22 protein-coding genes are annotated in these 20,924 nt (G+C 67.7%); 16 read left to right on the forward strand and 6 right to left on the reverse strand.

Going from position 1 to position 20,924, the window contains the following annotated elements:
• Positions 1-43 precede the first annotated feature (43 nt).
• The 3 genes from ispG to IBJ82_RS01730 all read left to right on the forward strand — a co-directional run bounded on the left by ispG (position 44) and on the right by IBJ82_RS01730 (position 3,988).
• Positions 44-1,198: a flavodoxin-dependent (E)-4-hydroxy-3-methylbut-2-enyl-diphosphate synthase gene (gene ispG, locus IBJ82_RS01720; protein ID WP_194824189.1), complete on the forward strand. Its 1,155-nt coding sequence runs from the start codon at positions 44-46 to the stop codon at positions 1,196-1,198.
• Between the two features lie 88 nt (positions 1,199-1,286).
• The gene (locus IBJ82_RS01725; protein WP_370585197.1) at positions 1,287-2,141 is read left to right on the forward strand and encodes a GNAT family N-acetyltransferase; all 855 of its coding nucleotides are present in this window, start codon (positions 1,287-1,289) and stop codon (positions 2,139-2,141) included.
• A 56-nt stretch (positions 2,142-2,197) separates the two neighbouring features.
• A complete protein-coding gene (locus IBJ82_RS01730) occupies positions 2,198-3,988 on the forward strand; it encodes a penicillin-binding transpeptidase domain-containing protein (protein WP_194824191.1) in 1,791 nt (596 codons plus the stop codon).
• Here the strand turns inward: IBJ82_RS01730 and IBJ82_RS01735 are convergent.
• Positions 3,982-4,176: a hypothetical protein gene (locus IBJ82_RS01735; protein WP_194824192.1), complete on the reverse strand. Its 195-nt coding sequence runs from the start codon at positions 4,174-4,176 to the stop codon at positions 3,982-3,984. The genes IBJ82_RS01730 and IBJ82_RS01735 overlap by 7 nt on opposite strands.
• Before the next feature lie 265 nt (positions 4,177-4,441).
• Positions 4,442-4,939 carry a peroxynitrite isomerase gene (locus IBJ82_RS01740; protein ID WP_370585103.1) on the reverse strand — a complete coding sequence of 166 codons (498 nt, stop codon included), beginning with the start codon at positions 4,937-4,939 and terminating at the stop codon, positions 4,442-4,444.
• 117 nt (positions 4,940-5,056) lie between these two features.
• Between IBJ82_RS01740 and IBJ82_RS01745 the strand changes: the two genes are divergently transcribed.
• The 5 genes from IBJ82_RS01745 to IBJ82_RS01765 all read left to right on the forward strand — a co-directional run bounded on the left by IBJ82_RS01745 (position 5,057) and on the right by IBJ82_RS01765 (position 9,899).
• Positions 5,057-6,403: a TIGR03118 family protein gene (locus IBJ82_RS01745; RefSeq protein WP_370585104.1), complete on the forward strand. Its 1,347-nt coding sequence runs from the start codon at positions 5,057-5,059 to the stop codon at positions 6,401-6,403.
• Between the two features lie 305 nt (positions 6,404-6,708).
• Positions 6,709-7,128 (forward strand): hypothetical protein, encoded by a 420-nt coding sequence (locus tag IBJ82_RS01750; protein WP_194824194.1) that lies wholly within the window; start codon positions 6,709-6,711, stop codon positions 7,126-7,128.
• A 226-nt stretch (positions 7,129-7,354) separates the two neighbouring features.
• Complete coding sequence (locus IBJ82_RS01755; RefSeq protein WP_370585105.1) at positions 7,355-8,227, forward strand: thioesterase domain-containing protein; 873 nt, start codon at positions 7,355-7,357, stop codon at positions 8,225-8,227.
• 44 nt (positions 8,228-8,271) lie between these two features.
• Entirely contained in the window at positions 8,272-9,093 is an 822-nt protein-coding gene (locus IBJ82_RS01760; protein WP_370585106.1) for an ABC transporter permease, read from the forward strand.
• Positions 9,090-9,899 carry an ABC transporter permease gene (locus tag IBJ82_RS01765; RefSeq protein ID WP_194824197.1) on the forward strand — a complete coding sequence of 270 codons (810 nt, stop codon included), beginning with the start codon at positions 9,090-9,092 and terminating at the stop codon, positions 9,897-9,899. Before IBJ82_RS01760 ends, IBJ82_RS01765 begins: the two co-directional genes overlap by 4 nt.
• On the opposite strand, the gene IBJ82_RS01770 is transcribed toward IBJ82_RS01765, so the two are convergent.
• The gene (locus IBJ82_RS01770; RefSeq protein WP_194824198.1) at positions 9,893-10,771 is read right to left on the reverse strand and encodes a helix-turn-helix transcriptional regulator; all 879 of its coding nucleotides are present in this window, start codon (positions 10,769-10,771) and stop codon (positions 9,893-9,895) included. The two genes, IBJ82_RS01765 and IBJ82_RS01770, sit on opposite strands and share 7 nt — an antisense overlap.
• 398 nt (positions 10,772-11,169) lie before the next feature.
• Here IBJ82_RS01770 and IBJ82_RS01775 point away from each other — a divergent pair, with 398 nt between their 5' ends.
• Positions 11,170-11,529: a DUF4254 domain-containing protein gene (locus IBJ82_RS01775; RefSeq protein WP_101468584.1), complete on the forward strand. Its 360-nt coding sequence runs from the start codon at positions 11,170-11,172 to the stop codon at positions 11,527-11,529.
• A gap of 4 nt (positions 11,530-11,533) precedes the next feature.
• Here IBJ82_RS01775 and IBJ82_RS01780 read toward each other — a convergent pair whose 3' ends face one another.
• The gene (locus IBJ82_RS01780; protein ID WP_194824199.1) at positions 11,534-12,256 is read right to left on the reverse strand and encodes a GntR family transcriptional regulator; all 723 of its coding nucleotides are present in this window, start codon (positions 12,254-12,256) and stop codon (positions 11,534-11,536) included.
• Positions 12,257-12,353: 97 nt separating this feature from the next.
• Between IBJ82_RS01780 and IBJ82_RS01785 the strand changes: the two genes are divergently transcribed.
• The 6 genes from IBJ82_RS01785 (at position 12,354) to IBJ82_RS01810 (ending at position 18,293) form a co-directional block, all read left to right on the forward strand.
• Positions 12,354-13,481: a TIGR03364 family FAD-dependent oxidoreductase gene (locus tag IBJ82_RS01785; protein ID WP_194824200.1), complete on the forward strand. Its 1,128-nt coding sequence runs from the start codon at positions 12,354-12,356 to the stop codon at positions 13,479-13,481.
• A gap of 9 nt (positions 13,482-13,490) precedes the next feature.
• Complete coding sequence (locus IBJ82_RS01790; RefSeq protein WP_194824201.1) at positions 13,491-14,177, forward strand: phosphonatase-like hydrolase; 687 nt, start codon at positions 13,491-13,493, stop codon at positions 14,175-14,177.
• 92 nt (positions 14,178-14,269) lie between these two features.
• Positions 14,270-15,316, forward strand: a complete 1,047-nt coding sequence (locus tag IBJ82_RS01795) for a 2-aminoethylphosphonate ABC transporter substrate-binding protein (protein WP_194824202.1) — start codon at positions 14,270-14,272, stop codon at positions 15,314-15,316.
• A gap of 28 nt (positions 15,317-15,344) precedes the next feature.
• Positions 15,345-16,544, forward strand: a complete 1,200-nt coding sequence (locus IBJ82_RS01800; protein WP_194824203.1) for an ABC transporter ATP-binding protein — start codon at positions 15,345-15,347, stop codon at positions 16,542-16,544.
• A 52-nt stretch (positions 16,545-16,596) separates the two neighbouring features.
• Positions 16,597-17,493, forward strand: coding sequence for a 2-aminoethylphosphonate ABC transporter permease subunit (locus IBJ82_RS01805; protein WP_194824204.1), 897 nt, complete (start codon positions 16,597-16,599; stop codon positions 17,491-17,493).
• 2 nt (positions 17,494-17,495) lie between these two features.
• Positions 17,496-18,293: an ABC transporter permease subunit gene (locus tag IBJ82_RS01810; protein WP_194824205.1), complete on the forward strand. Its 798-nt coding sequence runs from the start codon at positions 17,496-17,498 to the stop codon at positions 18,291-18,293.
• 45 nt (positions 18,294-18,338) lie between these two features.
• Here the strand turns inward: IBJ82_RS01810 and IBJ82_RS01815 are convergent, their stop codons facing one another.
• Entirely contained in the window at positions 18,339-19,103 is a 765-nt protein-coding gene (locus IBJ82_RS01815) for a glucose 1-dehydrogenase (protein ID WP_194824206.1), read from the reverse strand.
• A 117-nt stretch (positions 19,104-19,220) separates the two neighbouring features.
• Positions 19,221-20,081 carry a helix-turn-helix transcriptional regulator gene (locus tag IBJ82_RS01820; RefSeq protein WP_194824207.1) on the reverse strand — a complete coding sequence of 287 codons (861 nt, stop codon included), beginning with the start codon at positions 20,079-20,081 and terminating at the stop codon, positions 19,221-19,223.
• 131 nt (positions 20,082-20,212) lie between these two features.
• Here IBJ82_RS01820 and IBJ82_RS01825 point away from each other — a divergent pair, with 131 nt between their 5' ends.
• The gene (locus IBJ82_RS01825) at positions 20,213-20,896 is read left to right on the forward strand and encodes a TetR/AcrR family transcriptional regulator C-terminal domain-containing protein (RefSeq protein WP_194824208.1); all 684 of its coding nucleotides are present in this window, start codon (positions 20,213-20,215) and stop codon (positions 20,894-20,896) included.
• The last annotated feature ends 28 nt before the right edge of the window (positions 20,897-20,924 follow it).

Consider the following 20,924-nt stretch of genomic DNA (forward strand, 5'->3'; position numbering starts at 1 on the left):
AACAACAACCCAGGTCGATCCGTACGAAAGAAGGCAGCCGAACGTGACCAGCACAATCGGATTGGGGATGCCCGCCGCCCCCGCTGCTGTTCTCGCACCCCGGCGCAAGACCCGCCAGCTGATGGTCGGCAATGTCGGCGTCGGTAGCGATTCGCCGATCTCGGTGCAGTCGATGACCACCACCAAGACCCACGACATCAACGCCACCCTGCAGCAGATCGCCGAGCTCACCGCCTCGGGCTGCGACATCGTGCGGGTGGCCTGTCCGCGCCAGGAAGACGCCGACGCGCTCGCCACGATCGCGAAGAAGTCGCAGATCCCGGTGATCGCCGACATCCACTTCCAGCCGCGCTACATCTTCGCCGCGATCGACGCGGGCTGCGCCGCCGTCCGCGTCAACCCGGGCAACATCAAGGAATTCGACGGCCGCGTCGGCGAGGTCGCCAAGGCCGCGGGCGCCGCGGGCATCCCGATCCGCATCGGCGTCAACGCGGGCTCACTGGACAAGCGGATGCTGGAGAAGTACGGCAAGGCGACGCCAGAGGCGCTGGTGGAGTCGGCGCTGTGGGAGGCGGGCCTTTTCGAGGAGCACGGCTTCGGCGACATCAAGATCTCGGTCAAGCACAACGACCCGGTGATCATGGTGGAGGCCTACCGCCAGCTCGCCGCGCAGAGCGACTATCCGCTGCACCTCGGCGTCACCGAGGCGGGCCCGGCGTTCCAGGGCACGATCAAGTCAGCGGTGGCCTTCGGCGCGCTGCTCAGCGAGGGCATCGGCGACACGATCCGCGTCTCGCTCTCGGCGCCGCCCGCCGAGGAGATCAAGGTCGGCAGCCAGATCCTGCAGTCGCTGAACCTGCGCCCGCGCAAGCTCGAGATCGTGTCCTGCCCATCGTGTGGACGCGCCCAGGTGGACGTGTACACCCTGGCCGACGCGGTCGCCGCCGGTCTGGACGGCCTGGAAGTGCCGCTGCGCGTCGCGGTGATGGGCTGCGTCGTGAACGGACCGGGCGAGGCACGCGAGGCCGACCTCGGTGTGGCCTCCGGTAACGGCAAGGGGCAGATCTTCGTCAAGGGCGAGGTCATCAAGACCGTGCCCGAGCATTTGATCGTGGAGACCCTGATCGAAGAGGCGATGCGCATCGCCGAGGAGATGGGCGAGCAGCCGGGCGCCGAGCCCGTTGTCACCGTCAGCTGAATCCCGCTCCTCTCACAGTCCTACGACGGATTCTGCGGACCCGTACCGCTCGGCGTGCTTTCGTGGCAGGCTGGGTGCCGTGCGGAGTCTGCTGGAGCCGACGCGACGGTCCAAAACCGCTCCCGCGCGTCCGGTGGCCGTGCGAGATCTGGCTGAAGTGCTGCGTGTCCTCGATACCGACCCGGTGGCTTCGTGCATGATCGCCGCCCGCGTGCAGGAATTCGGGCTCGACTCCCGAACCGGTGCCGGTGAGCTGTGGAGCCGCGGCGGACCGGCCGACTCCCTGTGTTTCTCCGGCGCCAACCTGGTTCCGCTGCGCGGTGACCAGCAGGCCTTACGCGCGTTCGCCGATCGGGCCGGCCGCTGGCCACGGGTGTGTTCCTCGGTGGTCGGCAGGCAGGAGCTCGCCCTGCCGCTGTGGGAAATGCTGCTCCCGTCCTGGGGGCCGGCCAGGGAGTTACGTGCCGATCAACCCCTGCTGGCAATGGCCCGACCCGCCGCCGCGCGCGCCGACGGGGGAGTACGCCGCGTGCGACCCGACGAGATCGACCGCTATCTGACCGCCGCGATCGCGATGTTCATCGAAGAGGTCGGCATCGATCCACGCACCGGTGACGGCGGTCGCGGCTATCGGCGGCGAATCAAGAGTCTCATCGAATCCGGCAGGGCCTGGGCACGTTTCGAAGACGGCGAGGTCGTCTACAAGGCCGAGATCGGCGCGCTGTCGCGACGCACCGGCCAGATCCAGGGCGTGTGGGTACATCCCGAATACCGGGGCGCGGGGGTGGGCACCGCGGGCACCGCGTCCGTCGCCAATGCCGTTGTGGCAACAGGCCGTACGGCGAGCCTCTACGTCAACGACTACAACCGGATCGCCCGTCGCGCCTACAGCCGAGTGGGTTTCCGCCAGATCGCTACCTTCGCAACCGTATTGGTGGATTGAAACTTCGGCGCGTGGCGCCGAGGTCAGCGGGCACTTCGCCGCTACCATCGGTGCCGATGAGGACACGGATGCTCACCACGTGCGCGGTGGCCGCCCTCGCCGTCGCGGCGACCGCCTGTTCTTCCGGCGCGCAGGGGCCGGTGCCCGCTGCCGACGCCTTCGCCGCGGCGTTCGCCGAACACGATCTCTCCGCGGCCGCGGCGCTCACCACCGCGCCCGAGAAGGCCACGGCGGCACTGATTTCGACGTGGCAGGCGTTGCAGGCGGAGAAGTTGGCGATCCGCACCGGCGACGCACGCGTCAACGGTGACACCGCGACGGTCGACTACACCTACGAGTGGACCCTGCCCAAAGGTCGCCAGTGGACCTATTCCGGTGAATTGCAGATGGGCCGCAGCGACGGACGCTGGCTGGTCCGCTGGAGTTCCGCCGACATCCACCCCAAACTCGGTGACACCCAGAGCATGGAATTGCGCACCCGCCCCGCGCCGCGTGCCAGGGTCAACGAGGCGGCAGGCAGCGACGTGCTGGTTCCCGGCAAGGTCTCCCGCGTGAAGTTCACCGTGGCCGACGCCCCCGACCCCAGTCGTGTCGCCGGAGCGCTCGCCGCGGCGCTGAGCCGCATCGACCCGGTCGCCTACACCCCGCAGACCATCCTCACCTCGGCGCGCAAGACCGACGGCGCGCACACCGTGGTACTGCTCAACGAATACGAGGCCGAGACCATCGGCGGCGAACTGATCGGCCTGCCCGGCGTCACCCTGACCCAGGAGTGGGACATGGTGCCCACCGACCGCAAGTTCGCACCCGACCTGCTCACTCAGGTCCGCAAGACGGTGATCGCCGAGGTCGACGGGAAGGCGGGCTGGAGCGTGGTCACCCGCAATGCCGACGGCGCCGATCTCGATGTGCTGCACGAGGAAGCGGCCGAACCCGCACCGTCGTTCGCGCTGAGCATCGACCGGTTCGTGCAGAACTCCGCCCAGCACGCCGTGGACCTGCGCACCGAGCAGACCATGATGGTGGTGCTCCGCCCATCGACGGGGGCGATCCTCGCGGTGGCCCAGAACAAGGCCGCCGACCGCGACGGTCCGGTGGCCACCAGCGGACAGTATCCACCGGGGTCGATCTTCAAGACGGTCACTGCCTCGGCGGCGATGGCTTCCGGGCTGGCCACGCCCGAGACCGTGCTGCCCTGCCCGAGCAGCACCATCATCGGCGAACGCACCATCCCCAACTACAACATGTTCTCCGTCGGTGACGTGCCGATGGCGACCGCCTACGAGCGGTCGTGCAACACCACGTTCGCCAGGCTGGCCAGCAAACTCGAACCCGACGCGCTCACGCAGGCAGCGGCACGCCTCGGCGTCGGCCAGGACTACCGGGTCGAAGGCCTGCCCACCATGTCCGGGTCGGTACCGAAAGCGGACGGGCTCGTACAGCGCGCCGAGGACGGCATCGGGCAGGGACGAGTGGTGGTGAGCCCCTTCGGGATGGCGGTGATGGCCGCGACCGTCGCCCACGGGGCCGCACCGGTGCCGTATCTGATCACGGGCAGGCCGACCGAGGTCACCGGCGATCGGCCTGCGATCGCGCCGGAGGTGGTCGAGGGGCTGCGTTCGATGATGCGCATGGTGGTCACCGGCGGCACGGCCGAACGCATCAGGGATCAGGGCGAGGTCTACGGCAAAACCGGCGAAGCCGAAGTCGACGGTGGATCGCACTCGTGGTTCATCGGCTATCGCGGGGATATCGCCTTCGCGACGCTGTTGGTCAAGGGCGGCAGTTCCGACAACGCGGTCGCCGTCACCCGGGACATGTTCGCCGCACTGCCCACCGGCTACTGAGTCGTCAGGCCCCGCACCACTGCGAGCGACGTGCTTTCGGCGTGCGATGACGCCGTGTCGTGCAGCACGTTGTAGCTGACAACGGGCTCGGGTGCGGCCCCCATGGCCGCACCGTCGAGGACATCGATGGCGGCCGCGCCGCCGAGGATCATCCCCGCAGTAATCAAGATCAGAGTGGAACGCCTCATAATTCGTCTCCCACATTCAGGGTTTCGACGTGTTCGTGGTGCAGCAGTTCGATTGTCTGAGGATTAGCTGATACACCACCGTAGAACGGCCGTTACTTCGGCAGCAGGCGACGGCAGCAAGCGACACACAATTGTTGCCCTATGTGCGGGCGTGTTCGAACACAACCGCTACCAGGCCGTGATGAAAAGGTGAATTATCGGTTTCGATTGTGCAAAGGCGCTGATCAGAGGTTGTGTACGGGTTACTTCCCGAATTGCACGCGACTCAGCCGCGTTGCAGAGTCGCCGCTAGGTGATGCTGCAGAGATTCGCCTACCGCCGCCATCCGCAACGTGTACTCGATGGTGTCGCCGGTGACATGGAATGAGCGGCCCACCGCGGTAACCGGCTTCGCTGATTCGCTCAGGCCGATATTCGTGGAGTTCAATTCCAGACGAATTCCGTCAACCGTTTCGGTGATCGTGCCTTCGCAGATCTCGGTGATTCCGGTCGGATGGGCGAGCACGAGCTCGACCCGGCCGGGCGCCGGACTGCGCAGGTAGCCGGTCTCCGCGTGCAGCGGCCTGCCATCGGAGCCGGCCTTGGTCCGCTGCTGGTAAGTGAGGAACGGTTTGCCCAGGTGCCCGAAGGCGATCTCCTCGACGTAGTCGAAGGACTCGATGGTCGGGTATTCGCCCCTGCCCCGACCGCGCCAGGTACCGAGTAGTGGTGCCAGGGCGGCGATGTCGGGATGCGGGGCGATGTTGGGGGAAGGTTCGACCACGGCCGACAGCGTAGCCCTGCGCTTCCTGCCACGGTCACGGCACACCACCGCATCACCCACGATAAGGTCAGCCTCGCCTGAACGCCGTCCGGCGGAGGGTCGAAAGGAAAAAAGATCGTGAACGGACATGTGAGGGGCACCCGCGGGGTGCGGTCCGGGCTGGTGCGCGGCGCGGTACTCGGTGCGGCAGTGTTGCTTGCCGCGGCGTGCTCGAACACCGAGCCCTCGACCGACGACGTGGCCGCATTGGACGGCAATCGCTACAGCCAGACCAACCTGGCCGCCGACAAGGACTCCTATCACGCCCAGTTCACGCTGCCCGGCATGGTCAATGCCTGGGGCCTGGCCGATCGGCCCAAGGGCGCGGGCGGGCATTTCTGGGTCGGCGCGGGCGGCAAGTCGTTCCAGTTCCTCGGCGATGTGCAGTCCTCTTCGGATCCCAAGTTGCAGAAGCTGACCCAGGACCAACTCAAGCTCGTCGGCATCCCCGGCGCCGATGCCGACACCTCCGACAAGAGCATCGGCAAGGCCACCGGCGTCGTGTTCAACCCGGCGCCGATCACCTCGGATCTGTTCGTGGTGCGCGACCAGTGGGTCGATGTGGACGGTATGCCGATCCCGCTCGGCGGTTCCGCGCGCTTCATCTTCGCCACCGACTCGGGCAAGATCTCGGCATGGACCGAGCAGGCCCCCGACGGCGCGATCGTGCGGCGTGACGGCGGCGCGAACCAGGTGTTCGACGGTTCCGCGCAGGGCATGGCCTTCTTCGGTATCGCGCTGGCGCCCTCGGGTGACAAGCTGCTGACCGCCGATTTCGGCGCCGACCCGCAGGTCCGCACCTTCGACAAGAACTGGCAGCCGGTCGCGACCACCGGTTTCGCCAACCCGTTCGCCACCGGCGAGGTGATCGACGCTTCCTCGCCCGAGAAGGGCAAGAAGGCCGTGCCCGGCGACCCGGCGCCGTTCAACATCACCACCCTCGGTAGTCGAGTGTTCGTCTCCTACGCCATGACTCAGCCCGACGGGGACGATCCGAAGGTCTTCGACAAGGCCGAAGAAGCCTCGCTCGACGCCGACAAGGACAAGGACTCGCACGGCAAGCCCGACAAGGGCAAGGTCGCCGAGTTCGACAGCGCGGGCAAGCTCGTGCGCATCATCGACGACGGCGGCAGGCTCAACGCGCCGTGGGGCGTGGCGATCGCGCCGTCGAACTTCGGGGCGCTCTCGGGCAAACTGCTGATCGGCAACTTCGGTGGCCTCGGCCGCGTCCTCGCCTACGACGACACCACCGGCACCTTCGTCGACTACCTGCGCGACGGTGAGGCGAAGCCGGTGAAGATCGCGGGCCTGTGGGCGCTGAAGTTCGGCAACGGTGAAAGCCTGGGCGACGCGAACGCCCTCTACTTCACCGCGGGCCCCGAAGACGAGAAGGACGGACTCTTCGGCAGCCTCCGCGTGCAGTAGTCGGCCCCCGGCGAGTCACCCATGTGCCTGCGAGATCAGTGCGGACGGACAAGGGAGGCGTACCGGACAATGTGAGTGTCCGGAGGAAAACGGCTCGCGCCGACGGCGTTGTCAGGGACAGTTGTGGCGGAATAGTTGCCGGGTGTGCGCGATTCGCGCGGACTCGCCGTGCTCCACCCGCACGCTATGGCATCCCCGCCGGGGTGTCGTGCCCGAGTCGGAGGTGTGCCAGATGAATGTTTCACGCGATGACGTCGTCGGCTCGGCGGGGGAGCGGTGAAATGCGCCATTCGGGACGAGGGGCGATGCTGCCAAGCCGGGACGTCCTCCTGGCGGCCTTCCGCGGTTTGCCACATGATGACCACCCCATCCTCGACGCCGCGGGTGAGCTCGCGCTGCTGCACCAGCTGCGCGAGCGAACCCCGCTGAGTGAGTCCGAGCGTATCGACCGCCGCCGCGCCCAGTTGATGCGTGCGATCGACCGCTGGGTCATCCTGGCGGCCCCCGTGCCGCCCGCCGCGGCCGACGAACACTGCGAAACCCTCGGCTATCTGGTCGACCGCCTCGCCAAACACTGCTTCCAGACTTTCGTCGCTCTGGCCGGTGCCCCCGAGTCTGTCTACTACGACGAATGGATCCGCCTCGACGACCTAGCCGACAGCTACGAACGCCTGATCGAGGACCTGTGGTCCGGTGTACGCAGCCTGCCTGTGAATACCTACTGATCCGGACGGCCGCCGAAGCTCGACACCCTTGGGTGGTTTCACCGCCACCTGGGTGGGCGTGACCGGGCCCCTGGGTTGGTTGGGGTCGGGGCCTTCCTGCGCGACAGTGGAACTCACACCATCTGTCGTCGGGTCGGTGAAGGAGGTTCGGATGCGCGTTCGGTCAGGTGTGAATGCCCCTGAAAGTGTTGGGCCGCTGGCGTTTTCGCACGACATATTATGTGTTGTGAGCACTCGCGATGATCCGGCTGCCACGCCCTGCCGGTGGACGGCCGATCGCCCCGATTCCTGTTCGGCCGAACCTGCCGTCGCCGGGCGCGCCGAGTCGGCGGCGATGGACCTCGTGCTGCCGATCCGTCCACACGCCGCCTCCGTCGACGGCGCGCCACTGTTCTGCCTGGCCGGTGAAGCGGTCCTGGCCTGGAACTATGTGGACCTCGTCGCCCACCTCGACGCCCGCGTCCCGATCTATGGTCTGCAGGCGAGCACCGAACCGCGCACGATCCGCGAATACGCCACCCGCTACCTCGCCGAGATCCGCCGCATCGCCCCGCACGGCCCGTACCAGCTGCTCGGTTGGTCCGCAGGCGGTTTCGTCGCCCACGAAGTCGCTGTCCGACTCCGCGCGGCGGGCGAACACGTCCGCGTCGTCCTGCTCGCCACCGACCCCGCGGCCCCCGCCCCCGCGCCGCGGTCCGCCGACCGATTCGCTGCGCAGTTCGGCACCGACATCGATATCCCAGCCTTCGACACACCCGCCGCGGCGATCAATGCCGCCCTGGCGGGAACGCTCGACCTCACCGGCAGCGACCTCGACCGCTTCGCCGACGCGAGCCTCGCGGCCGCGAGCATGGTGACCGGCCACCGACCCTCGTGGCTGCCCGGCGACCTCACCGTGTGCGTCGCGGGCCGCGAACCCGACGGCACCGATCGCCTCGACCCCGGTGCCACCGTTCGCCATTGGCGCCCCCACGTGGAGGGCGCGATCACCGGCTACGTCCTCGACGCGACCCCTGACGAACTCACCGCACCCGACCTTCTTCCCGAGATCGCCCGGATTCTGGCGACAACCCGCACCTCGGCGCGCACGACATGCTGACCGAGTTCCCCGGCACCACAAGCCACATCGACCACGATGGGGACGTGCGGACCACCGACGAGCCTGTTGCCGACCGATCGCCGTCGGCGGCGCTCACCCAGTGGTGGGTGCTCGCGCGACGGTTGATCCGCCCGGCTTGGCGCACCGGCGAGATCTTCACCGCCCTGCTCGCTCCCGCGGTGTTCACCATCGGCTTCTACGTCCCGCTCAACCTCGTGATGACCGTCTACGGGCACGGTCTGAGCAGCTACGCCCAGTTCCTGATGCCGATGATCATCATGCAGGCGGTCGCGTTCTGCGCCATCGCGGCCGCGTTCCGTTCCGCCACCGATGCCCGCGAGGGCCTCGACATCCGTTTCGCCACCCTGCCGATGCCGCGCTGGGTCCCCTTCTCCGCCAGGATCACCGCGGCCGCCCACCGCGCGGTGATCGCGATCGGCGCCGCACTCGTCTGCGGCACCGTCATAGGTTTCCGCTTCTACGGAAGCTGGTGGCACACAGCGGGTTTCCTCGCCTTCTCGCTGCTGATCGCGATCGCCCTGTGCTGCGGCGCCGACCTGCTCGGCAGCATGTCCGCCAGCCCCGAGGCCACCACCCAGATCCTGGTACTGCCCCAGCTGATCTTCGGCATGGTGTCCACCGGATTCGCGCCTGCCAGTCAGTTTCCCAGCTGGCTCCAGGGTTTCGCTCGCAACCAGCCCGTCTCCCAGTTCGTCGACGGCCTGCGCGCGCTGGCGGGTGATTCGACCGGCAACGCGGGCACGGTCGACATCGCGACGCTCGGCCCCGGCCTGGCTTGGGCGATCGGCATCCTGGTGGTCTGCGGCGGCCTGGCCTGGCGACACGCAGCGCGGCGTGTCGCATGACAGTCATCGCGCTGCCCACCGTCACACGTCGCACCGAGTCGCTGCGAATGCTGCTGCCGCAGAGCATGATCCAGACCAAGCGGCTGCTGACGCGCTGGGCCAGGGACCCGTTGACCGTGATGCAGGCCCTGTTCTTCCCCGCGCTGCTGCTGGTGATGCTCAATGCCGTGCTGGGCAAACAGGTCTCGTCCTTCGCCGGCGCCGACGCCCTCTACGGCTCGGTTCCGATGGTCTCGTTGGTCGGCGTGATGTCGGGCTCCCTGGCCGGGGCCGTCACCCTCGGCCGCGAACGCGATGTCGGACTGCTCTCGCGATTCTGGGTCCTGCCGGTCCACCGCGCCTCGGGACTGCTGTCTCGTGTCGTCGCCGAAGGCGTGCGAATCCTGCTGTGCACCCTGGTGATCTTCGCCGTCGGCATCGCACTCGGATTCCGCTTCACCCAGGGTCCGCTCGCGGCGATCGCGCTGTTCACCATCCCGGTGCTGTACGGCCTCGGTTTCGCGACCATGGTCACCGCACTGGCCGTGTACACCGCGAAAGCCGCGCTGGTGGAGGTTGTCTCGCTGGGTTCGTCGATGCTGATGTTCTTCAGTACCGGTTTCGTCCCGCTCGCCGCCTACCCCGGCTGGGCGCGCCCGATCGTGGAGCACAATCCACTGACCCACGCCATCGACACCATGCGTGGACTCTCGCTGGGCGGTCCGGTGCGCGGCCCGCTGCTGGCCACCCTGGCCTGGTCGCTCGGTGCGATCGTGGTTTTCGCCCTACCGGCCGCGATCGGGTTCCGCCGCGCCAGTCGTCACTGAGCGGTCGGGGACTGGGTGATCGCGTCGCGCGCTTCGGTGATCAGCTTCGCCGAGTCGCGAGGGCTCAACGCCATCGCCCGCAGCTGATCGAAGATCACGCCGAACCGACGGATCTCGGAGTGTCCCTCGACCAGGTCGTGCACCGACATGCTCTCCACGTACACCAGTTCGGGGTCGACCGGATTGCGGAAGTCGAGCAGGGTGAACGAGCCGGCCATGCCGGGATGCGCGCCCGCGTCGAACGGCAATACCTGCAGGATCACATTCTTGCGCTTGGTCTCGTCGAGCAGCCGGTCGAGCTGGCCCGCCATGGTCGCGGGTCCACCGACCACCCTGCGGATCGCGGCCTCGTCCATCACCACCCACAATTCCAGCGGGTCGTCCTTGGTCAGGTTGGTGGCGCGATCCATGCGCGCCTGCGCCCTGCTCTCCATCACCGAGGCGTCGAGGCGCGGCATGGAGGTGTCGATGACCGCGGCGGCGTACTCGAAGGTCTGCAGCAGGCCGGGCACCGTCGAAGTCTGGTACTGCCTGGCCGACAATGCTTCCGCCTCGAAGTTGATGTAATTCGCATACACCTCCGACACCGCGCCTTCGTAAGGGCGCGACATGCCGGGTTTCAACGCGTCGGTCAGCAAGCTGAGTGCTTCCTCGCGCATTTTCTCGTCGACCTGATACAGGTCGAGCATGGCGCCGAGAGTGCGGCGTTGCGGGCGCGCCTGAGCCATTTCGATCCGGTACAGAGTGGTGACGTTGATACCGGTTCGCGCGCTGACGTCTTCCTTGCTCAGCTGAGCGCTTTCCCGTAACTCGCGCAACATGGCCGCGAGTCGGCGAAGCCGGACGGTCAGGGTCGTTCGCTTGCCTGCCATGAATCGCATTATTGCGCTGTGCGGTCGCGATGTCACGCGTTCGGCGAAGACAGCGACGTAGGTTCTGTCATGGTGTTCGGCGAGTCTGCGAGGCACGCCGGAAGCCCGTGCTGCGCTGCCGATGTGATCCTCGGTTCTGTCAGGGTGGGTTTACTGCAGGAGTGATAACGCAATCTTGCGTTTCGTCTTCTGAACGAGCATGATCCAGTTAGCCTGGTTGCGAACAATCCGAACAGATGACCGGGACAACCGAATCGAGAGCCAATCATGTTGGTAGACAAATCTTGGGTGTCGGGTGAATTCGGGGCCTTGCGATGAGCGCGCCGGTGATGGGGATACTTCCGACCGCTCCGCAATTGTTGTGTGCATTTCAGGGGCGGCGATTTCAAGATCGCGAATTGTTGAGATCAGCGCACGCGCTCGCTGAACTGCACGAACGGCGGGGGCAGGTGCGTGACACGGCATTGATCGCCGAGATCGATTGCCGTCGAAGTGAACTCGTCGACGACATCAATGACTGGTGTGTCCAGGAGATCCCGTTGCATCGCAACGGCGCCTCGCTGCACACCGAAAGTCTCGGTGCGGTTGTCGACCGGATGGCACGTAGCTGGGTGGACGCCAACCAGGCCATCGACATCGATGGGGCGCGAAGCGACAACACTCACAAGCACTGGTACCACCTGGCCGAGCTTGTGGACGGTTACACGGATCTGGTCACCGATGTGGCAGGCGGACGGCGACGGCTGCCCGAGCAGTAAGGGGCTACGCGGGCTCCGGTGACAGCCTCGCCTCGAAGGCGATGCGGTCACCACGGTAGAGCGAGCGCACCCGTTCGATGGGTGCGCCGTCGGCGTCGACACTGCGCCGGTGCAGCAGCAACATGGGTAGTGCGGTGGTGCATTCGAGCAGACCCGCCTCTCGCGGGGCGGCGAGTACGGTTTCGATGCGTTCGCGCGCACCGGCGAGTTCGACGCCGGTGGCGCGGATCGCGGCGTACAGCGAAGTGGTGGGGTCATAGGTGCCGCGCAGGGCGGCGAAGCGGTGCAGCGGTAGGTAGGTGCTCTCCAGTCCGACGCGTTCACCGTCGGCGAGCAGTACCCGCTCGAGGTGCATCACTTGGGTGCCCAGCTCCACCTCGAGGTCGGTGGCCGTCGCCGCGTCGGCGGCGACGTCTTCCCACGCGACCAGGATGCGGCCAGGGGTGCGGCCGAGGCTGATCGCACCCTCGGTATAGGAGCGAAGCGACAACGGCTGCGTGAGCTTGGGCCGGGAGATCACCGTTCCGCGGCCTTGGCGCCGAATCCTGCCCTCCACCAACAGCTCTCGCAGAGCCTGTCGTACGGTCTCGCGGGCGACGCCGAAGCGGGTGGCGAGGTCGCGTTCGGAGGGAACCGGGTCGCCCTCGGTGAGATCGGCCAGGAGCAGATCGATTTCGGTGCGAACCAGGAACACCTTCGGAACTCGGGTCGTCTGCGGCGAATCCATGCCGCCAAGCCTACCCGGATTGGTCTATACCAAAAATTAACTTGCCGTTCTCGCAGCCCACACCTATCGGTCTAGACCATTTGCCATTATCGGTGCCATGCGATTGGTCATCATCGGTGGAGGGATCCTCGGCACCGCACACGCCTGGGCAGCGATAGCCCGCGGACACGAGGTCGTGCACCTCGAACGTGAACGTGAAGCCCGTGGCGCGACGGTCCGCAACTTCGGCCTGGTCTGGGTATCGGGCCGGTCGGCGAACGAGCTCGAGCTGACACTGCGTTCGCGCGAGCTGTGGGAGGAGATCGGCGGCCGGGTCGCCGGCGTCGGCTTCCGGCCCGCGGGCTCGATCACGCTCGTGCGCACCCCCGCCGAACTCGCCGTCGCTGAGGCCGCGGCCGCCGATGACACCGCCGATGCCCGTGGGTTCGCCCTGCTCGACCCCGACCAGGTGCGTGCGATCAACCCGGCCGTGCGCGGTAAATACCTTGCAGGGTTGCACTGCTCGACCGATGCCGCCGTGGAGTCGCGCCAAGCGCTGCCCGCGCTGCGCGCCCACATGGCCGCGACCGGCCGCTACACCTTCCACGAGGGCACCGAGGCCCGCTCGGTGCTCGACACCGGTTCCGGCGCGGTGGTGGTCGACGATCACGGTCGCCGGCACGAGGCCGACCTCGTCATCCACTGCCCCGGCGCCGCCCACTCGGGGCTTACCCGCGAGCTGGCGGGCGAACTGCCGGTCCGCCGCGTGCGGCTGCAGATGATGCAGACCGCCCCGCTGGGCGAAACCCTCACCACCGCGATCGCCGACGGTGACAGCTTCCGCTACTACCCGGGTTTCGCGGGCCCGCAGGTGGATTCGCTGGCCGCCGAGCAGTCCCAGACTGCCACCGCCGCCGAGCACAAGATGCAGCTGCTGTGCGTGCAGCGCCTGCACGGCGGCCTGACCATCGGCGACACCCACGAGTACGCCGAACCGTTCGCCTTCGACGTCGACGAAGCGCCGTATGACCACCTCACCGAGGTGACCGAGGAATTGCTCGGCCGCACGCTGCCGCCGATCGTGCGGCGCTGGGCGGGCGTCTACAGCCAGAGCGTCGACCCCGGCGCCGTCGTCACCCGGGTGCGGGCCGATACCAACGTCTGGGTCGTCACCGGCCCCGGTGGTCGCGGTATGACGCTCGGCCCCGCCATCGGCGAACAAACCGCCGACCAGATCGGACTGTGAGGAACACCGATGTCGAACAACAAGATTCAGCTCGCCGCCCTCGACATGGCAGGGACTACCGTCGCCGACGGCGGACTGGTGCTTCGTGCCTTCGAGAGTGCCGCCACCACCGCCGGGATCGAGACCGAGGGCCCGCGTCGTGAACAGGCTCGCCGCTACGTGGTCGACACCATGGGCCAGTCCAAGATCGAGGTGTTCCGCGCCCTGCTCGACGGCGACGAAGCCGCTGCCCACCATGCCAACCGTGCGTTCGAGGCCGCCTACGAAGCCCTGGTCGACGAGGTCGATATCGCACCGATCCCCGGTGCGGTGGAAGCGATCACCGCTCTGCGTGACGCCGGTGTCCGGGTCGCGCTGACCACCGGATTCAGCCGCGGCACACAGGATAAGCTCCTCGCCGCGCTGGGCTGGGCCGACCTGGTCGACCTCACCCTCGCGCCGTCCGATGCCGGACGCGGACGCCCGTACCCCGACATGGTGCTGGCCGCCGCGCTGCGCCTCGGCGTCGACGCCGTCCACCGGATCGCCGTTCTCGGTGACACCACCAGCGATATCGCCACCGGTCTCGCCGCAGGCGCGGGCATCGTCGCGGGCACCCTCACCGGCGCGCACACCGCCGATCAGTTGCGTGCCGCAGGCGCGACCCACGTCATCGACTCCGTCGCCGCGTTCCCGGCGCTGGTGCTCGCCCACTGAAACTTGCCGTCGCGGTAACCGCCGCGGCGTCGCCCCCCGATCCACCTGTCCCTGCGATTCCCCCCGATATCTGAACGAAAGTTGCTGTAATCGTGCGTACTCCACTCACCGCGCGCCGCCTCTCCAAGGCCGCGCTGCTGCTGGTCGGCGTCACCGCCGTCGCGTTCACCGGCGCCTGCGGCGGCACCGGTACCGAATCCGCGGACGGCAAGACCGTCACCGTGTACTCCGCCGACGGTGTCGGTGGCTGGTACAAGTCCCAGTTCGACGCGTTCACCAAGGAGACCGGCATCGCGGTCAACCTGGTGGAGGCGGGCTCCGGCGAGGTCGTGAACCGGGTCGACAAGGAGCAGTCCAACCCGCAGGCCGACATCGTCGTCACCCTGCCGCCGTTCATCCAGAAGGCCAAGCAGTCGGGTCTGCTGCAGCCCAGTGGCATCGACACCGCCGCTGTTCCGGCTGCGGCCAAGGACGCCGAGGGCAACTACGTGACCCTGGCCAACAACTTCCTGTGCTTCATCGCCAACCCCGCGGTCGACGCCTCGGCGCTCACCTGGGAAGACCTGCTGAAGCCGGAGTACAAGGGCAAGCTGCAGTACTCCACCCCCGGCCAGGCCGGTGACGGCACCGCGGTACTGGTGCTGTTGCAGCAGCTGCGTGGCAAGCAGGGCGCCCTCGACTATTTGGCCGCGCTGCAGGCCAACAACGTCGGCCCGTCGTCCTCGACCGGCAAGCTGCAGGCCAAGGTCGACAAGGGTGAGCTGCTCATCGCCAACGGTGACGTGCAGATGAACCTGACCACCGTGAAGGAGAAGGGCTCCAAGTTCAACGTCTTCTTCCCGGCTGCCGACGGCAAGCGGTCCACCGTGGCTGTCCCGTACATGATGGGTCTGGCCAAGGGCGCGCCGCACAAGGACGATGCCACCAAGCTGATGAGCTTCCTGATGGCCCCCGCCGCACAGGCGAAGCTCGGCCCCGAGGCTTTCGCCGTCTCTCCCCGCACCGATGTGCCCGCCCCGGCCGATGGTGGTCCGGCCGCGGCGCTGACGGGTGTCGAGGTGGTTCCGGTCGACTGGAACAAGGTGCTCACCGAGCTGGACGCCGATGTCGCGGCGTACCAGAAGGCAACCGGCAGCTGAATGCGGCTGTGATCCAAGGGAGTTGACGATGTCCGACGGTGACCTCCAGATGAAATCCGCCACCTCGGTGGCGGCAACCAACGAACCCGCGATCGTGTTCGACCGGGTCGGGGTCAGCTACGGCAGGGGCCGCAAGGCCGCCGTCGCGCTGGCCGATTTCACCCTGCGCGTCGCCGTCGGCGAGACCGTCGCGCTCCTCGGCCCGAGCGGGTCGGGCAAGTCGACCGCGCTCAAGGCGCTGGCCGGTTTCGTCCGGCCCACCTCGGGCGCGGTCCGCCTGGCGGGCCGCGACGTCACCGATCTCTCGCCCGCCAAGCGTGGGATCGGTGTCGTCGTACAGTCCTACGCGCTGTTTCCGCACATGAACGTGCACAGCAACGTGGCGTTCGGCTTGAAATCGCATCGGGTGCCGCGTGCGGAGATCGCCACACGCGTCGCCGAGGCGCTCGACATGGTCGGCATGGCCGGCTACGCGCAGCGACTCCCGCGCGAACTATCCGGCGGTCAGCAGCAACGGGTGGCGATCGCCCGCGCGCTGGCCATCAAGCCCAGCGTGCTGTTGCTCGACGAGCCACTCGCCGCGCTCGACGCGCAACTGCGTCATTCGATGCTTGGTGAGCTGCAGGCACTGCGAAAAGCATTGCCCGACACAGCGATGCTGTATGTGACCCACGATCAAGCCGAGGCGCTGGCGCTGGCGGACCGGATCGCGGTGATGCGCGATTCCCGGCTCGTCGACATCGACACCGCCGAAAACCTGTGGCAGCGCCCGCCCACCGATTTCACCGCCGCTTTCCTCGGCGGCGCGAACCTGGTGCCCTGCACGGTCGACCACGTCAGCGGCACCGCCGCCCTGGTCACCGCGGGCACCAAGACGCTGCGGGCACAGGCGCCGCAACCCGGTGTGGGGCTGACGGATTGGGCACCCGGTGACGACGCCCTGCTCTGCGTTCGCCCGCACACGATCAGCCTCGGCAAGCCCGGCGAGCGGGACGCCCTGCGCGCCACCGTGCTCACCGCGGTCTGGCGTGGTGCGTCGACCCGCGTGGAACTGGCCGTCGACGGACTTCCCGGCGACATCGCCGCCGACGGGTCGGGCCACTTCACCACCGAAGTCGGATCCGTTGTCGGCGTGCGGTTGCCGGACCCGGCGGGCGTTCTGATTCCGCGCGCGATCAGTGAGGGTGCCACTGAGGTAAGCGGTCCCGGCAAGGAGAGCGCGCTGTGAACGTGTGGGTTCGTGCCCTCGGGAGCTTTCTCGACACGAGGGGAGTGCTGCGGTGAGCGCCGTCCTGCTCGACCGTCCGGAAGTGTCTCCGCCGGTGAAGGACTCCGCGCCGCGCAGGTCGTGGTTGCCGATTCTGTGGACGTTGCCGCCCGTGCTGGTGGTGCTCGGAATCGCGGGTTATCCGATTCTGCGGGTGCTCACCGAATCGACGCAGACCCCGACCGGCCGTGGCACCGAGGTGTGGACCTCGGTGCTCGGATCAGAGGCGTTCCGAGAAGCGTTGTGGCGCACCGTCTCCATCGCGGTCTGTGCCACCGCGGGCTGCTTGGTGTTGGGTACGTTCCTGGCGGTGGTGCTCGCCTTCGTGCCGTTTCCCGGCTCCGGGCTGGTCGGCAGACTGATCGACACGATCCTGACGCTGCCGTCGTTCCTGATCACCCTCGCCTTCACGTTCCTCTACGGAACAGCGGGCGCGGTCAACGCCCTGATCTCCGAATTGACCGGCGCCACCACACCGGTCATCGACTTCCTCACCACCCTGCTGGGCGTGATCCTGGCCGAGATCACCTACTTCACCCCCTTCGTGGTGCGTCCCGTCCTGGCCGCGTTCGCGCAGATGCCACGCGAACAACTCGATGTGGCAGCGAGTCTCGGAGCTTCACCGTGGCGGGTGCTGCGTCAGGTGGTGCTGCCCGAAGCGTGGCCCGCGCTCGCGGCGGGCGGCAGCCTGGTGCTGCTGCTCACGCTCAACGAGTTCGGCATCGTGTTGTTCACCGGCGCGAAGGGCGTCATCACCCTGCCCGCGCTGATCTACACCCGCGGCATCGTCACCTTCGACCTGCCCGGTGCGGCGGTACTGGCCTCGGTGCAGGTGGTGCTCTCGCTGAGCCTCTACCTCGTCTACCGATTCGTGTTCGCCCGTTTCATCGCCCGCCCGAAGGGGGACTGATCGTGCTCGCCTGGACTCCGCGCGGAAAAACGCTGGTACTCGGTGCTTTCGCGCTGGTCGTGGCGGTGGTCTTCGTCGCCCCGATCGCGACAGTGATCGCCGCGGCCCTGGCGGGCAGCTGGACCGGCCCGCTTCCCTCCGACCTCGGTTTCGCCAATATCGGCAACGCGCTCAGCGGCGAGCAGGCGGCCAGCCTCTCGGTGAGCCTGCAAACCGCCCTGCTCGCCGGCGCGATCTCCCTCGTCCTCGGCACCTGGGCGGCCCTCGCTTCACGCGAAGCGCCCTCCTGGTTACGCCGCCTGACCGACGCCGTTTTCCACCTCCCCGTCGCCGTCCCCTCGGTAGCGGTCGGTCTCGGCGTCCTCATCGCCTTCAACGAACGCCCGCTCCTGCTCGGGGGAACCAAGTGGATCGTCATCGTCGCCCACACGGTGCTGGTCCTGGCCTACGCCTTCAGCGCGGTCTCCGCCGCCCTCGACCGTCTCGATCCGGCTTACCGCCAGGCCGCCGAATCCCTCGGCGCCGGCCCGGTCCGAGTCCTGTGCCAGATCACCCTGCCGCTGCTGTTGCCCGCTCTCGGCGCCGCCGCGGGCTTGGCCGTCGCCCTGTCGATGGGCGAACTCGGTGCGACGATCATGGTCTACCCCGCTACCTGGAAGACGTTGCCGGTCAGCATCTTCGCCCAAACCGACCGCGGTGAAGTGTTCGACGCCGCGGCAGGCACCACTGTCCTCGTGGTGGTCACCTTGGTGGTGCTGGTCGTCCTCGGTCGAGTACGCGGTCGCGCGGCCCTGCGCTGATCGGTCCGGGCGGGCCCCTCTGATCCGGACCAGTCGCGGATTCGTTCACAGCAATGCCGCGGCATCGACTGCGGTGAGTCCGCCGTCGACTCGGAGGTCGTGCCCGTTGACGAACGCGGCATCCGGTGAGGCCAGGAAAGCGACGGCGGCCGCCACATCCTCGGAGGTGCCCACTCGGCCCGCAGGCGACAGCGCGGCGACGCCGGCCTTGGCGGCGTCGGAGAGCTCGGCGCGGAAGGCAGGGGTGTCGATGTAGCCGGGGCTGACCGAGTTCACCCGGATGCGGCGGGGTGCCAATTCGGCTGCGAGAGTGCGGGTCAGGTTGTGGACGGCGGCCTTGCTCGCGGAATAGAGGGCAGCCCCGGGGACGCCCCGATGGAGCCCGAAAGACGCGTTGATGACGATCGCGGCATGGTCGGGAAGCAGCGGCAAGACCTTCTGGATGGTGAAGAAGGCGCCTTTGAGGTTGCTGCCGATCACCCGATCGAAGAGCGCTCCGGTGACCTGGTCGATCGGCTGGAACGAGCCGATGCCCGCGTTGGCGAACAGCAGATCCACGTGTCCGAAACGGTCGGACACCGCCGCCGCGAGAGTGTCGAGATCGCCGAGATCGGTCGCGTCACCGGCGATTCCGTGCGCCTGATCACCGAGCTCGGCGACGGCCGCATCGAGGCGTTTCTGGTCCCGTCCGGTAACCACGACGCGGGCACCCTCCGCGATCAACCGATGCGCGGTAGCCAAACCCATCCCACTACTTCCGCCGGTGATCAGTGCGGTCTTGCCATCGAATCGAGAACCGTTGTGCGTCATGGATTCAGCGTGGCTGGTGGTCGAACGGATAGACAGTGCGCAGTTATCAGGGGTGTGTCACCACCAGGATCCGCCCCGACCCGGAAGTGAAACCGTCGGCTCACGCGTGGCAGACGGTCACGCCGATTCGGAGAGACGCAGTCGCGGGAGTGCGGCCAAACGGTCTGCCGTATCGGTATTCGGTTTCGGGTTGTAGAGCACCAGCGACCAGTTCGGGTGATCGGCGACGGTGAGCGTGGTGGCGTCGAAGTAGAGATCACCGACTTCGGGGTGATGCAACGCGTTCACCGCTTGGAGCGGCGCGCCGACCTCGTGGCGTTCCCAGAGTTCGGCGAACTCGGGCTCGGCAGCAGCGAGTTCTTTTGCTACACGCTGGAATTCGCCGTCGTGCGGAACCAGCGCCGCATCCGCGCGATAGGCGGCGACCACGCCGGGAGCGGCTTCGGCCCACAGTTCGGGCAGTCCTCGGTACCTGGGACTGGTGAAGAACGTGACCAGACAGTTGTGCGGTTCACCGTCCGCACAGCCGAACACGCGCCCCGCGAGCACGTTGAACGCCAAAATATTCCAGTACCGATCACGCACGATGGCAGGCCCGCGCTCCCACCCGTCGATCACCGCCCGCACCTCCACACTCACCTCGGTCGCCGACCCACCCGCAGGCGGCGGATTGAGCCCGGCGAGCAGATACAGATGCCCCCGCTCCGGCTCACTCAACCGCAACACCCCCGCCACCGCATCGAGCACCTCACCCGACACGGTGATCTCCCGCCCCTGCTCGAGCCACGTGTACCAAGAAACCCCGACCCCGGCCAACATCGCGACCTCTTCGCGGCGCAGACCGGGTGTGCGCCGACGCGAGCCCGGCACCAGGCCCACATCACCCGGGGCGATCTCGGCGCGACGCGATTTGAGGAACGCACTGAGTTGGGCTCGACGCTCGGTACGCACCGAGCGCGTGTCGACCACTTCGCTCATCCCTCCATCGTCGCCGATAGCGATCCCGGTATCCACGTGGTGCCGGTGCCCGGTCGCACACCGCGGCAGTGAATCGCTCGCGGCACGATCCCGGCAACCGCTGAGCATCTGTCGGGCAATAGGCTGGCATGGTGAGTGGGGAAACGTCCGGGACGCCCGAGGTGGTCGACGGTGCAGGCAAACGGCGGCGTGGCCGTCCGGCCCGGATCAGCCGGGAACTGATCACCTGTGCCGCACGGGAACTCGCCCCGGAAGCGTTGACGATGCAGGCGGTCGCGGAGGTGCTCGGCGTCGATCCCAAAGCCCTGAACTACCACGTGGGAGATCGAGAGGGTTTGCGCGAGCTGGTGGCGTTGGACATCTTCGAGACCGAATTGGCCCGGGTCACGTTGCCGGTCGGCCGCGACTGGCAAGCGGTGGTCCGCTCGTATGCGATGGCGCTGCGTGACGCGGTCGTCCGGGTCGGCCCCCTGTCAACCTCCATCCGGCTGCCGGGCGCCGTCGGACTCGGCACGCTGCGGCCCGTGGAGTGTGTGCTCCGTGCGCTTGTCGGTGCGGGCTTCTCGACCGACGATGCGGGTCGCGGACTCACCCTGATCACCGAGACGGCCTTCTCTGCAGGTCTGAGCGCGGTGCGGTCGGCGAAGGACCCGGTGCATCCCGACGTGCCCGGGGTGATCAGCGCCTTGCAGGCCGCGGGCGAGGAGGAACTCCCGCTGCTCCGCGAAGTGGTCGCGGGCGGACCTGTCGGTGATCAGCTCGAGTTCGCGTTGACCGTGCTCCTGGTCGGCCTGGAACAGCTGCGAAGTCGGTGAGCCCCCGGCTTCCGGGTGGGTGGTTCGC

This window comes from Nocardia sp. XZ_19_231 (assembly GCF_015355705.1).
Taxonomy (GTDB): Bacteria; Actinomycetota; Actinomycetes; order Mycobacteriales; family Mycobacteriaceae; genus Nocardia; species Nocardia salmonicida.

Coding starts and splice junctions, on each gene's coding strand:
- IBJ82_RS01790 (WP_194824201.1), top strand. CDS start 13,491: ATGTCGAACAACAAGATTCAGCTCGCCGCCCTCGACATGGCAGGGACT.
- IBJ82_RS01735 (WP_194824192.1), bottom strand. CDS start 4,176: ATGAGGCGTTCCACTCTGATCTTGATTACTGCGGGGATGATCCTCGGC.
- IBJ82_RS01815 (WP_194824206.1), bottom strand. CDS start 19,103: ATGACGCACAACGGTTCTCGATTCGATGGCAAGACCGCACTGATCACC.
- IBJ82_RS01785 (WP_194824200.1), top strand. CDS start 12,354: ATGCGATTGGTCATCATCGGTGGAGGGATCCTCGGCACCGCACACGCC.
- IBJ82_RS01770 (WP_194824198.1), bottom strand. CDS start 10,771: ATGGCAGGCAAGCGAACGACCCTGACCGTCCGGCTTCGCCGACTCGCG.
- IBJ82_RS01800 (WP_194824203.1), top strand. CDS start 15,345: ATGTCCGACGGTGACCTCCAGATGAAATCCGCCACCTCGGTGGCGGCA.
- IBJ82_RS01730 (WP_194824191.1), top strand. CDS start 2,198: ATGAGGACACGGATGCTCACCACGTGCGCGGTGGCCGCCCTCGCCGTC.
- IBJ82_RS01820 (WP_194824207.1), bottom strand. CDS start 20,081: ATGAGCGAAGTGGTCGACACGCGCTCGGTGCGTACCGAGCGTCGAGCC.
- IBJ82_RS01750 (WP_194824194.1), top strand. CDS start 6,709: ATGCTGCCAAGCCGGGACGTCCTCCTGGCGGCCTTCCGCGGTTTGCCA.
- IBJ82_RS01780 (WP_194824199.1), bottom strand. CDS start 12,256: ATGGATTCGCCGCAGACGACCCGAGTTCCGAAGGTGTTCCTGGTTCGC.
- IBJ82_RS01765 (WP_194824197.1), top strand. CDS start 9,090: ATGACAGTCATCGCGCTGCCCACCGTCACACGTCGCACCGAGTCGCTG.